Source organism: Azoarcus sp. CIB (assembly GCF_001190925.1).
Classification (GTDB): domain Bacteria; phylum Pseudomonadota; class Gammaproteobacteria; order Burkholderiales; family Rhodocyclaceae; genus Aromatoleum.
This window is the reverse complement of record NZ_CP011072.1, coordinates 1,970,946-1,984,174: the sequence shown is the minus strand read 5'-3', so window position 1 is coordinate 1,984,174 and position 13,229 is coordinate 1,970,946. Positions and strand designations below refer to the sequence as shown.

The following is a 13,229-nucleotide window of genomic DNA, read 5'->3' as shown; positions in this document are numbered from 1 at the left end:
TCGAAGTCCGCGACGCTGGAAGCCGTTGCAGCAGTTTGCCGCCACGGCGACGGCTTGGCTATGATGGATATCCAATCAATCGGGTGACGCGCATGAACCTGGATGCCTGCCATGAAGAAGAGCGCCGCGGCCCGGACGTCGAGGCCGCGATCCTCCGGCTCGCGCGGGAGGAGCCCGGGCTGGGCCAGGCCGCGGTCTCCGCGCGCCTGCGGCGCGAGGGGTTTGCCATTTCCCCGTCGGGGGTGCGTTACATATGGCAGAAGCACGACCTCGAGACCGCCGTGAAGCGATTGCGGGTGATCGCGCAGTCGTCCCGCGAGGGCGTCGGGGCGCTTACCGATATGCAGCGCGGATTGCTGGAGCGGGGAGCTGTCGCCGCGCAACTCGTGGCCGGTGACGCCGCCACGGTCGGCGAGCCGCTCGACCGCCGTCAGGTGATCCTCGACGCGGCGGCGGCGCTCTTTGCGGAGCAGGGCTACGACAGCACTTCCATTCGTGACATCGCCAGCCGGGTCGGTCTTTTGCCCGGGTCGATCTACCACTATTTCGCGTCGAAGGATGAGCTCTATCTCGCCGTGCACGGGGAAGGCTTCCGACGCCTGATGGTCGCCGTCGCCGAGGCGTTGGCCAGTGCGAGCGATCCATGGGAGCGACTCACCCGCGTTTGCCAGGTCCACATCGCGGCGATCACCAGCGGCACCTACATCGACCGCGTCACCGGCCACAGCCTCGCGATGACGGGCAGCCCGGAACTCTTTGCAAAGATCCGGCCGATGCGCGAAGCCTACGAGAACGTCTACCGCGGGCTCATCGATGAGCTGCCGCTCGCACCGCATGCCGATCGCAGCCTGCTGCGGCTGATGCTCCTGAGTTCCCTCAACTGGATTCACGTCTGGTACCGCGAGGGCCGGCGCTCGCCCGACGAGATCGCCGCGGCCATGGTGGACACGCTGCGCCGCGGTGTGGAATCGCCCGGCGCTGGGACGAGATCTCCGTCGTCTTCCTGAACGAAGCCTTCGATCGTGTCACGGCCCCCGTGCCATGCGGCGCCGGAAGTGGTTGCTTTTTTTTCTGAATGCACTGGATACTGTATACATACAAAAACAAACGGCGGCAGGACTGCGCCGATCGCCCTGAACGGGTGCCCCAGAGGAGTTAGCCGGCCGGTGCCGCATGGCCGACCGATAAGGATGCGCGCCGCACCGACGGCTCGCCGCTTGAGACTACCGAAGGAGGCTCCCTGATGGTCACCCGTTTCGCCAATCCTCTGCTCGCCACGCCGCAGCGTCCGCTGCCGCGCACCGTCGCGATAATCGGTGCCGGCACGATCGGTCCGGATATCGGCTATTACCTGAAAAGCGCGCTGCCGGACTTGAAGCTGATCCTCGTCGACGTCGCGCAGGCGGCGCTCGACCGTGCCTTGCAGCGCTTCGCCGAGTACGCGGCGAAAGCAGTCGCGAAAGGGAAGATGAGCGAGGCTGAAGCCGCGGCCGTCACGACTGGCGTCGTGGGCACGCTCGACTATCGCGACCTCGCGGAGGCCGACTGGGTGCTCGAGGCGGCGACCGAGAACCTGGCGTTGAAGCGCCGCATTTTCGCCGACGTCGAGGCGGTGGTCCGCGCGGACACGCTGATCACGTCGAACACGAGCTCGCTGCCGGCCGCGCAGATCTTTTCCGACTTGAAACACCCCCAGCGCGCGACCGTCACGCACTTCTTCGCGCCGGCCTGGCGCAACCCGGTCGTGGAGGTCGTTCGCTGGGCGCGCACCGACCCGGCCGTCGTCGAATACCTGCGCTGGGCCTTCTGCACGACCGGCAAGGTCCCGCTCGTCACCGACGACGTCGCGTGCTTCATGCTGGATCGCATCTTCGACAACTGGTGCAACGAATCCGGACTGCTGCTCGACCGCGCGACCGCGGCCGAGATCGACAGCGTCGCGGGCGAGTTCGTGCATGCGGGGCCGTTCTTCGTGCTGAACCTCGCCAACGGCAACCCGATCATCACCGAGACGAACACGCTGCAAGCCGAACTCGAAGGCGAGCATTACGAGCCGGCGCCGGTGTTCCGCTCGGTCGACCGCTGGCTGACGGTGCCCCCCGGCAAGCCCGTCAAGGTCGCGGACGACACCGCGGCGACGGTGCGTGAGCGTCTGCTCGGCGTGCTGTTCTCGCAGACGGTGGACATCCTCGACCGCGACATCGGCGAGCCGGCCGACCTCGATTTCGGCTGCCGTCAGGCGCTCGGGTTCAGGAAGGGGCCGCTGGAGCTGATGCGCGACCTGGGCGACACCGACGCCGGCCGCATGCTCGCGCGCTTCTGCTCCGAACGGCGCGGGATGCCCGCCGCCCGGAAGCCGCTCGGGGATTACCAGGGCTTCCTGCGCCATGTGCTCGTCGACGACATCGGCGACGTCAAGGTCATCACGCTGCGCCGCCCCGAAGCCCTGAACGCGCTCCACGACCAATTGACCGACGAGATCCTGTCCGTCATCCGGCGCTTCGAACACGACCCGGCCGTGGCCGGCTTCGTCCTCGTCGGCTACGGCAATCGCGCCTTCTGCGCCGGCGGCGACATCGGGCGCTTCGTGAACATGCTCGGCGATGCGCCGGCCTCCGCGCAGTACGCGCGCGACTGTTCGCGCCTGCTCGTGCACCTCGACCGCATGAAGAAGCCGGTCGTCGCGGCGATCAACGGCATGGCGCTGGGCGGCGGCTTCGAACTGGCGATGCGCTGCCACGGCATCGTCGCGCTCGCGAGCGCCTGGATGCAGATGCCCGAAATCACGCTTGGCATCGTCCACGGGATCGGCGCGATGGTCGTGCCCTACCGTCGCTGGCCGCAGGCGTCGGCCGAGTTCCACGGCATGCTGCGCCGTGCCGAGCGCCTCAAGGCGACGAAGGCGTTCGAGCTGGGTGTCGTCGACGGGCTCGCCCGCGACTATCCGGAACTCATCCACGCGGCCGTCGCTCGGGTGAAGGCGCTGGACGGCAAGGTGGGGGGCATCCCCGACGGGGCGGTTCAGATCGCCCGGCTCGACCCCATCGCCCCGGTCGCCGCCAGCGGTCAGCCGCTCAGTGCCGAAGTCATCGACATCCTCGAGCGGGCCGTGGAGGCTGCCGCCGCCGCGCCGACGTTCGAGGAGGCGCTGGAGATAGGCTACCTGGCCTGGGGCGACAGCGCCTGCACGGCCGCGGCACGCGAGGGCATCAGCGCCTTCCAGGAGAAGCGCAAGCCGGATTTCACGAAGACGCCGTGAGGAGCTGAGCCATACCGGGTGGGGGGGGCGCCTGCGGTGGCGCGTGGATACATTGAGCCCATGACCACGCGCACAGGAGACACGACGATGACAGACCTCAGCAACGCGATCGCGTTCGTCGGCGAGGTCGGAGCGAAGGCATCCGCTCCGGCGCGCCCGGCGATGTTCGAGCGCGAGGTGCTCGTGCGCTTCGCGCATTGCGATCCGGCAGGGATCGTGTTCTATCCGCAGTACTTCGTGCTCCTCAACGGGCTTGTCGAGGACTGGCTGACGGACGGACTCGGCACCTCATTCGCGGACATGATCATGAGGCGGCGGCTCGGAATTCCGACGGTGCGCATGGACTGCACCTTCACGCGGCCGAGCACGCTGGGCGACACATTGGTGCTCGGGCTCACCGTCACGCGCATCGGCGAACGCTCGATCGGTCTCGACGTGCAGGGACGGGTCGGGGAGGAGTTGCGCCTGCGGGCCAGGCAGACGCTCGTCATGATGGACCTCGAGACGATGAAGTCGGTGCCGATCCCGGCCGACATCCGTCACCGTCTCGGGCGCTACTGCCAGCCCGTGCCGGAGATCGCGCCCGAATCCCTTTCCATGCCCGCCGATGGAATCCGGCGGGAAACTGACGGAGGCAAACATGCAGATTGAAATGGAAGCCGATGAAATCGCCAGCGCCGAGGCCCCCTTCGGCGACCTCGCGCCCTGGCAGGCCATGCTCGACCGGTACAGCGTGCTCTTCACCGACATGGTCGAAGGCTCGTCGGTCGGCTTCGTGCCGCGGAGCGGCTCGGGCATCCAGCCGGGCAAGCACGTCGCGGGACTGGTCGAAGCCGCGGGCGAGGTGCCGATGTTGAAATGGACCAACGACGGCAACGGCATGTCGGCCGGCATCATGCGCTATTCGGGCTTCCAGGAAGCGCGCGTCGATCTGCTCTTCGTCGCCGACGACGCCGCGCTCGAAGCGATGCGCGCGAGCCTCGCCAGCGACACCTTGTCGCTGATCAAACGACTGATCCGGCAGGGGCATATCATGTTCTTCGTGCTGCGCACGAAATTCGAACTTCAGGACGCGGGCTACGAGGAATTCCTCGATACGCTCGGCCTCGCCTTCCTCGGAGCCTGCCGATGATCTTCCATAATCCCGCCGGCGCGCCCGAGCTCGCGTGCGAGCAATGCGGCTGCCGCTGGTTCGACCGCATCAACGACACCTGCTACGAGTGCGGCACGAAGGTGAGCGACGAATCGATCGCGGAGTTCAAGCTCGCAGTCGAGCAATTCCGGGCACGCGAGGCGGTATGCGCCGACGAGCCGAGGGCTGCCGGCACTCCGGCCGTCCGCTAGAACCCGCCCCCGAAGCGTCCCGAAGGCCTATGAAGAAGACTGCTCCCGACGTCCCGTATCGTCTCGCCCTCAAGACGATGCCGCCGCATTCCGCGCGCCAGGCGGTGGCCCCGCCGCGGCTGATCGCGCGGCTGCGCGAGGCGGTCGAGCAGCCGCTCGTGGCCGTGACTTCGCTCGCGGGCTTCGGGAAGACGTCGCTGCTCGTGCAACTGCGCCGCGAACTCCTCGCGCCCGGCGCCGCCGTCGCGTGGCTGACGATCGAGGCCAGCGACGACAGGTCGGTGGTCGCGCCCGCGGTCATCGCGTCGTTGATCACCGCGCTCGGGCTCGAATTGCCCACCCGCGCATACAACCAGGTGGGGCAGGCAGGTGCGGAGTTGTGGGCCGCGAGCGAACTGCTCGTGCAGATGCACGAGCTCGCCCGCCCGACCTGGCTCCTGATCGACGACCTGCACCAGCTCGCCGACCGCGACGCGATCGACTTCATCTACTACCTTGTGACGAACGCGCCGCCGAACTTCCACGTCGTCGTCAGCTCGCGCACCGACCCGCCGTTCCCGGTCGAGGAACTCCGCGCGCACGGGCTCTACACCCAGTTCGTCACTGAGGACCTGCGGTTGCGGCTCGAAGATACGGTCGCCTTCCTGCGCCGGCGGCTCGGCGACGAGGTCGACATCGAGACCTGCGCGCGCCTGCACGAGCGCACCGAAGGCTGGCCGATGGCGCTGCAGATCGTGACTTCGGCGATGGCCCGGCGCAGCGACATCGCCGGTACGGTGGCGAGCCTGTCCGGCGCGACCGGGGACGTGGCGCGCTATTTCTCGCAATTCGTGCTCGAAAGTCTGGACGAACGGGCGGTCGCGATGCTCGTCCGCGCGTCCCTGCTCGAAACCCTGCACCCGGGGCTGTGCGCGGCGCTCGGGGGCGGCATCGACGCGGCGGAGATTCTCGCCCGGCTCGAGCAGCAGACCGGGTTGGTGACGTCCGTCGATGGGGGGGACGTCTATCGCATGCATCCGCTGTTCCGCGAGTACCTCGCCAGTCTCGCCGCGGAGCTGCCGGCCGGCGAGCGCACCGCGCTGCATGCGAAGGCCGCCCAATGGTTCGCCGCGCACGGCATGCTCGAGCACGCCGCCGAGCACGCCTTCCTCGGCGGACTGCGCGCCGAGGCGATGGACTGGATCGAGAAACGCGTGCGCTACCTCGGTGTGCAGGGACGCATCGTCGAGGTGCTCGCGTGGCTGGATCGCCTTCCGCCGGAGGAGATCGCGCGGCGCGAGGGCATCCAGCTCACCGCAGCGTGGGCGTGCGCGCTGTGCTACCGGCCGCAGGACGCGGAACGGCTCACCGACGTGATCCTCGCGCGGCCCGGGGTGACGCCGGAGGTGGTACTGCAGGCGAACATCGTGCGTTCGGCCGCGGCGATCCATTGCGACGACTACCAGCGCGCGCGCGGCTGCATCGACACCTACGACCCCGCGCTCGGTCCCCTTTACTGCAACACGCTCTCCTTTATCGCGATCCACAGCGGTTTTCCCGAGCGCGCGCGCTACTACCAGCAGATCTCCGACGGCCACGGCCGCGTGGCGCGCAGTTTCTACGATTCGATCTATGGCGCGTTCGCAGTCGGGCTGAGCTACCTGATCGAAGGTCAGGCGAAGGAAGCGGCGGCGGTCTTCGGTGCGGCGCTCGAACGCGCCGAAACCACGACGGGATGGCGTTCGATGCCGGCCGCGATCCACGCGGCGGGGCTCGCCGCGGCGAACTGGGAGCTCGGCGCCGAGGACGAAGCGCGCGCGCTGCTCGCGAATCGCCTCGACCTGATCGAGCAGGCTGCGCTACCGGACGCGGTGATCCTCGCCTACCTGACGCTCGCGCGCTACGAGAGCCAGAAGGGCAGCGAAGGCAAAGCCTTCGACGCGCTCAACAGCCTGGCCGCGATCGGCGAACTGCGCGGCCAGCCGCGCCTCGTCGCCGCGAGCCTCGGCGAACAGGTCCGCCAGCACGCGATCCGCAACCGGCTCATGTCGTGCCGGATGCTGATGAATGGGCTGGACGCGATCGTCACCGACCCCGGGCGTGACGATCGCGGGCTCGAGGCGGAATTGCGGCTGATCCGCGAGACCGCGGCGGCGCGCGTCGCCTTGCTCGAACACGACGACAGCGTCGCAGGCGCCGCGCTCGATCAGGCTGCCGAGATCGCGGCACGGCTGCGGCGCGGGCGCGATCAGATCGCATTGCGCATCGTGCGCGCAAGCAGCCTTCGCGACGACGACGAGGGACCGCGTCTGCTCGCCGAAGCGCTGAGCCTCGCGGAATCCTTCGGTCTCGTGCGTGTGCTCGCGGACGACTGGCCGGCGGCACTCGATGTCCTGCCGGAACTCGACCGCTCGGGCTGTGGTGACGCCGCCGGCGTATCTCCCGCCTTCATCGAACGCGTCACCGAGCGCTGCCGCGTCGGCTGGGTGCCCAAGTCCGCTGCACCGAGAACCGCCACCGGCAATCAGCGCCCCGCGCAGCTGTCTGCGCGCGAAATGGAAATCCTCGCCGCGCTTGCCCATGGCCGCACGAACAAGGAAATCGCGAACATCCTCGACGTTGGCCCCGAGACGATCAAGTGGCACATGCGGAACCTGCTGGCCAAGCTCAACGCTGCGAACCGCCGGCATGCCGTCGATCGCGCGCGGCTGCTGGGGATACTGGATTGAACTGCGATGCGCACGCGCACCACGTCGGGGCGGTGCATCAAGAAGCTGCGGAACGTCATGTAATGGGTATGAAATGTCGCGCTCGTCCGACCTGGCCTCATGGATCTGATCTTTCCTGTTGGATGCCCGAGCGCGGCAGTCCCGGCGTCGATCAAGGGTGCTGAGTGTTCGTGCCTTGATGTCAGGGTGAGCGCTTGCGATGTGACGGTAAACTCGATGGCAGGCAGAACAAACCCAAGCTTTCACGAGGGTTTCAGTCAGTAGGAAATAATAGAGTGGGAGTGAGTTTTAGAAAGCCTGACGCCTGAAAACGTCAGGCTTTTTTACTTCTCGCGGTCCGTTCCGGCATCTCGGGAGGAACCCGGTCGAGGGTGACGCCTGATCGTCGGGCGACGCGCGACGTTTGCGAAGGCCGGACTGCGGGGAATTAGCTGTACGGCTGTGCCGGTCGCATCAAGCTCCGTTCAGGTTTGGGTCGCAGCGAGCCGCGCACCGAAACCGAGCAGCAACACTCCGGTGATCCCATCGAGGATGCGGCTGACGCGCGGGCGGGCGAGCAGGGTGCGAGCGCGTTCGACCATGAGCGCGAGCAGGCCCTGCCAGATCGTCGCGATCGCGAAATGCATCGCGGCCATCGCGAGCGACTGTGGCAGCGCCGAGTGGGCCGGGTCGATGAACTGCGGCAGGAAGGCCATGTAGAAGATGATGGGCTTGGGGTTGAGCACGTTCGACAGCAGGCCTTCGCGGAGCGAGGTCGCTGCCGGCACCGCCCGCCGGCTTTGCACCGCAATCTGCATTCCGCGCGCGTGCCACGCAGAGCGCAGGCTCTGGATGCCCAGCCAGGCGAGATAGGCGGCACCGGCAATCTTCATCGCGGCAAACAGCGTTGCCGAACCGAGCAGGATGACCGACAGACCGAGGGCCGAGACGGTGGCGTGCGCGAACAGTCCAAGGCAGATGCCGAGGCTGGTGAGCAGCCCGTCGCGCAGTCCGCCGCGGGCCGCATTGCGGATCACCAGAAGGGAATCGACGCCCGGCGACATGGTGAGCGCGGTGATGGCGACGAGGAAGGGGAGCCAGGAGAAGTGCTCGAACATTTCCACGGTCATGCGAGTGCTCGCGCCAGTACGCCGATGGTCGGCGCCCAGTCCTCGCCGGGTTTTTTCTTGCGCGTAACCAGCGTGAGCTGCGCCGGGGCGAAGACGTTGGCGTTGTGGGTCACGGGCGTGGTAATCAGGTACTGGGCGCGCGTGGCGCGCAGGAAGGTGCCGACGCGGTCGATGTTGGCGACGTCGAGGTGGGCGAAGGGTTCGTCGATGAAGACGAAGCCACCGGGGCGCGCGTCGTCCATCAGCAGCGCGATCAGCAGGATCAGGGACTTCATCACCTGTTGGCCGCCGGAGGCTTCGCCGTCGTTGAGGCCGACGGCGCCCTTGCGGTCGAAGTCGAAGCGGACTTCGAGTCCGGCCTGGCCGAGCGAGAGGTCGTCGTCGCCCAGCGCAGGGGCGGGGCAATCCACGCCGACGCCGGCGAGTTCGCCGAGCGCCTTGAGGTTCTTGCCGTACTGGCGCACGGTGGCACGCAGCTTGGCGATGTAGGCGGAGCGCGCCTCCTCAGTGATTCGGCGGGCGGTCGCGCAATAGCCCAGGCGCTCCTGGGAGTCGCGTTCGCGCTGGACGACGTCCGCCTTGAGGCGTTCCGACAGGGTGATGACGGTCGGGTCCTGGACCCAGTCGCCTTCGTCGAGGCGCGCGCGCAGGCGGTCGCGCTCGCGCCTTGCGGCGGCGGCGTTCTCGTAGCGTTCGGCGAGCAGCGCGATCTCGGCCGGGTCGCGCCAGTGCGCGGGCATGCCGCGACGCAGGGAGCGCAGGCGCTGGATGCGCTGCGCCTGGGCGTGGCGGCGCGGTGCGGCGCCGGTTTCGAGCTCGGTGATGCGGCTGTCGATGGCGCGCAGCTCGCGGTTGCGCCGGTCGATCTCGATGACGACTCCGTTGATGCGGCCGCCGAGTTCGTCCAGAGCGCCCTGCGCGTCGGCTCGCTGTGCGATAGCCGCGGTGAGTGCGGCGCGGGCGGCGGGCAGGGCGGCTTCGGCCTCGGCGTAGGTTTCGGCCTTTGCGGCAAGCAGCTGTGCGGATTGCAGGCCCAGCAGGCGCTGGCGCAGCGTGGTGAGTTCGTCTGCAGCCTTGGCGACGCGGGGGCGCAGGTGCTGGAGCTGGCGATCGAGCCCGGCGATGTCGTCTTCGAGTTGAGTGATGCGCGCCTGGCGGGCGAGTTCGCCGAAATGGAATTCGGCGGGGCGACCCAGGTGGCGCGCGCCGCGTCGCTCGCGATGGTAGGCGTCACGCGTGATCCATTCGAGCTCGCGCGGCAGGTCGCGGGCGGCGTCGACGCTGTCGACGCGGCGGATGCGGTTGAGCAGATCTGCCAGCCAGCGCGGGGCCGGCGCCGAGAAACGCGCGACCTCGGCGAGGCTGCGGGCGACCGCGGGTGGGGCCTCCTCGCGCTCCGGCACCACGAAGTGGCGGAACCGTTCGCGCTCGCCGAGCGCCCACGCGGCATGGCGGTCGGACTCGCGCTCGAGGAGGATGACGTGGCGGTAGGGGCGCAGCACCGCCTCGAGCGCAGCCTGCCAGGTGGCGTCGGTGACCTCGACGATCTCGGCAAGGCCGCAGTGGGCGATGCCTTCGGCGTCCAGCACGGCGCGGAAGCGGGCGACCTCGGGGTCGGACGGCGGCCCGGACCGGCTCTTGGCATTGCGCAGCGAGGTGGTTTTGTCCTCGAATTCGGCGACGAGGGTGCGCTCGCGCGCCTTTAGTTCGCGCAGCGCGGCTTCGGCCGCTTCATGCTGCGCCTCGAGCGCGACGGCATCGGCGCCGTGCTCGGCGGCGAGTTGGGCACGCAGGTTGTCGCGCTCGGTAATGAGCTTTTCGAGATCGCGCACCGTGTCGTGCGCTGTGAGGTGGGTCGCACCGGCGGCGTCGAGTTCGGCGCGCAGCGTGGTGCGCCGGCTTTCCGCTTCCGTCTTTTCGCCCTGCACCGCATCCAGGCGCTGGCGGGCAGCGCGGCGCTCGGTTTGCCTGAGCGCGTATTCGCCACGCTGACGGGCAAGCTCGCCACGCTCGGCAGCGACGTCGCGCGCGAGCTCTGCGGCCTCCAGGCGCGGGACGATCTCGGCCTCGAGCGCGTGCGTTTCGTCCGCGAGCTGCTTCCACTGCAGGTAGTTGTCTGCTTCGAGGCGCCGCCCCTCGGCCTGGGCGCGCAGGCGGTCGAGGTCCAGGCCGAGGTCGGCGAGTTCGCGCTCGGCGCTTTTCTGTTCCTCGCGTGCGGCCTGGTAGTTGTCGAGCACTTCCTTGTCGCCGAAGACGTCGAAGACGAGTTCGAGCAGCGCGCGCGGGGAGTATTCGCACAGCTTGTCGGTGTCGCCCTGCTCGAGCGCGAGCACTTTGGCGATCGCAGGCGTGAGTCCGCCCCAGGCGAGCCGGTTCTGGTAGTCGCGCAGGCCGATCCAGTCTTCGGTCTGCTCCAGCAACTCGATGGGCTGGTCGCCGTCGATGATGGCGTAGTCGCGCGTCCATTCGCCGCCGGCCCGGCGGATGCGGCAGGCGAGGGTGACTTCGTCGTGCAGGCAGGGGAAGAACGGGCGGCGGCCGGACGAGCCCGGCTTGTTCGCGACGACGGCGCGAATCCAGGCAAAGCTGCGTTCGGCGCGGCGCACATAGCGGCGGAAGTCGCGCTTGCCGGAACAGCGCAGCGCGAACAGGGTGCGTAGGGCGTCGAGCAGCGTCGTCTTGCCCGAGCCGTTGGGGCCGACGATAGTGATGATCTGTGCGTCCAGCGGCAGCGTGAACCGGCGCCAGTAGTCCCAGTGGACGAGTTCCAGTTGCTTGATGTGGAACATCAGACGTCTTCCTCTTGGTCATCGACGTCGGGCAGGACTTCGGCCGCCTCGAACGCGTTGGCTGCGGGGACCGCGTGTCCTGCGTTCTTCAGCACGTCGGCGAGTGTGCCGTGGATGATGCGGTCGGCGAGCACGCGATAGTCGAGTGCGACGTCGAGCAGGGGCCCTTCGTACAGCACGCCGTTGCGCCGCTCGATGAAGCCCAGGCGCGCGAGTTTGCCGAGCATGAAGTTCTTGACCTTGGTCTTGCCGCCCAGCAGCGAACCGAAGTCGGCGATGAGCGAGGCTTCCGCGAGTCCGCCGGAAACCGCTTCGCCGTGGACGACCGGCTTGTCGGCGCCGAACATGTCGCCCTGCCCGTCGTCGGCCAGTTCGCGCCGGGTGACCTGGCGCTCGCGCTTGGGCAGGATGATCAACGACCAGATGACGACGAGCAGCGCGATCTCGTCGCGCGTGAGCCCGACGTTGCTCGCCGCGTATTCGCGCCGGGCGCCGAACACCGGCTCGAACATCTCCGGGGTGAGCACGGCGGCAACGTGGCCGGCGTAGGGGTTGTCCTGAAGCTGCAGGCCGACGGCTGCGAGGCGGTGGTCGAGTTCCACGCGGAAGGTCTCGTCGACCAGCGCGCGGCGCACCAACCGGTCGTTGCGCGGGAGCCAGCGGTGGGCGAGCAGGCGCGCGGTGAGGGTCTTGAGTTCGTGTTCCATCAGGCGTCCATGAGGGGGCGCGCGTTCGCGGATTCCGGCGTTGCGGGGGCCTCCGAGCGGGGGATCACCCGGCCGTCGGAGATGGCAGCGATCTCGTCTTCGCCGACTGGTACGAGCGTATCGCCGAAGTGGACATCCACGGGAAGGCGCATGAATTCGCCTACCGGCCCGTCGGCGGGCCCCGCGGACTCGCCGTCGGCCAGCAGAGCCAGCAGCGACAAGCGGTAGGAGGCGGGCGCGAAGCCGCCGCCGGCCACTACGGTGTGCAGCGGGGCGGAGTCGGGCAGGGTGTCCAGCCGCCGCGCAAAGTGTTCGAGGAGGGCGAGATCGTCCTGCTCGGGCGCGGCGTTCACCGCGGCGGCGTCCGGGGGCGGCAATGAGGTGTCGGTCTCTCGGGCGCGGACCTCGTCGGAGAGCACGCCTTCGGCGCGGTCGATGAGCTCGTGGCCGCCCGCGAGCAGCGGCAGCTCGGGCACCACGAGGAGCGCGCCTTCGGCGAAGGCCGCGAAGGCAGCGGCGTCGAGTCCGCGCAGCCAGGCCACCACGTCGGACGAGGAGATGCCCGATGCGCCCAGGGTGACGCGCTGTGCCTCGATCTTGTTGAGTGCGCGTTGGAAACTCGCGTCGGCCCGCGCGAGCCTGGACTGGGCGAGACCGATGCGCTGGGCGATGCGCGCGATTTCGAAGTCGACTTCGGGGTCGGCCAGCAGGCCTTTGAGAATCTCGGTGCCGCGCCCGAGCCAGCGCTCGTTGGCGGAAAGGCGGCGGCGTGCGCCGAGGATCTGGAACTCCGAGCCGGAGGCGATCGCCTCCTCGAAGTGCCAGGTGAGGTCGTTGAGTTTGGAGAGCAGGTGGCCGAGCGCTTCGGGCGTGACGCTGCCGACCGCCTGCAGGCCGGCGAGCTGGGCGGTGAGGAACCCCAGTTCTGCGTCCTCTTCGGCCGAGAAGCGCAGCAGCATGGCGATCGCCGCCACGGCATTGCGGCCGAGGTCAGAGAGGTGGTAATTGCCGTCGTCCGCGTAGGCGAGGAGCTGGTTGTCGCGCAGTCGCTTCAGGACGGTTTCGAGCTTCACCGGGTCGAGGTAGGTGAAGCGCGCGCGCAGGGCGTCGGGCGACCAGCGCGGCGCTTCCGCTTCCTGACCGATTTCGCGCAGCACCAGCAGGCGCAGCATGACCTCCGCCTCGGAGCCGCGGAACAGCGTGATGAAGGCGTCGATCAGCGGTCGCGCCGCGGCGAGCGGCGCGAGGTCGGGCACGTCGTCCGCGGCAACGCCGGGGGCGAGGAAATCGGCAAGCTCAGGCGTCATGCGCGC

10 protein-coding genes are annotated in these 13,229 nt (G+C 68.6%); 6 read left to right on the top strand and 4 right to left on the bottom strand.

Features of this window, described 5'->3' with window-relative positions; translation table 11 throughout:
• The first annotated feature begins 92 nt into the window (after positions 1-92).
• The 6 genes from AzCIB_RS08780 to AzCIB_RS08755 all read left to right on the top strand — a co-directional run bounded on the left by AzCIB_RS08780 (position 93) and on the right by AzCIB_RS08755 (position 7,311).
• Positions 93-1,007 carry a TetR/AcrR family transcriptional regulator gene (locus AzCIB_RS08780; protein ID WP_050415542.1) on the top strand — a complete coding sequence of 305 codons (915 nt, stop codon included), beginning with the start codon at positions 93-95 and terminating at the stop codon, positions 1,005-1,007.
• A gap of 236 nt (positions 1,008-1,243) precedes the next feature.
• A complete protein-coding gene (locus tag AzCIB_RS08775; protein WP_050415541.1) occupies positions 1,244-3,259 on the top strand; it encodes a 3-hydroxyacyl-CoA dehydrogenase/enoyl-CoA hydratase family protein in 2,016 nt (671 codons plus the stop codon).
• A gap of 87 nt (positions 3,260-3,346) precedes the next feature.
• Complete coding sequence (locus AzCIB_RS08770; protein ID WP_232299398.1) at positions 3,347-3,910, top strand: acyl-CoA thioesterase; 564 nt, start codon at positions 3,347-3,349, stop codon at positions 3,908-3,910.
• Positions 3,900-4,391, top strand: coding sequence for a hypothetical protein (locus AzCIB_RS08765; protein WP_050415540.1), 492 nt, complete (start codon positions 3,900-3,902; stop codon positions 4,389-4,391). The genes AzCIB_RS08770 and AzCIB_RS08765 overlap by 11 nt, the downstream gene beginning before the upstream one ends.
• A complete protein-coding gene (locus tag AzCIB_RS08760) occupies positions 4,388-4,603 on the top strand; it encodes a hypothetical protein (protein WP_050415539.1) in 216 nt (71 codons plus the stop codon). The genes AzCIB_RS08765 and AzCIB_RS08760 overlap by 4 nt, the downstream gene beginning before the upstream one ends.
• Before the next feature lie 29 nt (positions 4,604-4,632).
• Positions 4,633-7,311 (top strand): winged helix-turn-helix domain-containing protein, encoded by a 2,679-nt coding sequence (locus AzCIB_RS08755; protein ID WP_050415538.1) that lies wholly within the window; start codon positions 4,633-4,635, stop codon positions 7,309-7,311.
• 464 nt (positions 7,312-7,775) lie between these two features.
• On the opposite strand, the gene AzCIB_RS08750 is transcribed toward AzCIB_RS08755, so the two are convergent.
• The 4 genes from AzCIB_RS08750 to AzCIB_RS08735 are packed head-to-tail and all read right to left on the bottom strand — an operon-like array spanning position 7,776 to position 13,223.
• Complete coding sequence (locus AzCIB_RS08750; RefSeq protein ID WP_232299397.1) at positions 7,776-8,420, bottom strand: LysE family translocator; 645 nt, start codon at positions 8,418-8,420, stop codon at positions 7,776-7,778.
• Complete coding sequence (locus AzCIB_RS08745; protein WP_050415537.1) at positions 8,417-11,209, bottom strand: AAA family ATPase; 2,793 nt, start codon at positions 11,207-11,209, stop codon at positions 8,417-8,419. Before AzCIB_RS08745 ends, AzCIB_RS08750 begins: the two co-directional genes overlap by 4 nt.
• Positions 11,209-11,916 (bottom strand): hypothetical protein, encoded by a 708-nt coding sequence (locus AzCIB_RS08740; protein WP_050415536.1) that lies wholly within the window; start codon positions 11,914-11,916, stop codon positions 11,209-11,211. Before AzCIB_RS08740 ends, AzCIB_RS08745 begins: the two co-directional genes overlap by 1 nt.
• Positions 11,916-13,223 carry a hypothetical protein gene (locus AzCIB_RS08735; RefSeq protein ID WP_050415535.1) on the bottom strand — a complete coding sequence of 436 codons (1,308 nt, stop codon included), beginning with the start codon at positions 13,221-13,223 and terminating at the stop codon, positions 11,916-11,918. The genes AzCIB_RS08740 and AzCIB_RS08735 overlap by 1 nt, the downstream gene beginning before the upstream one ends.
• Positions 13,224-13,229: the final 6 nt, after the last annotated feature.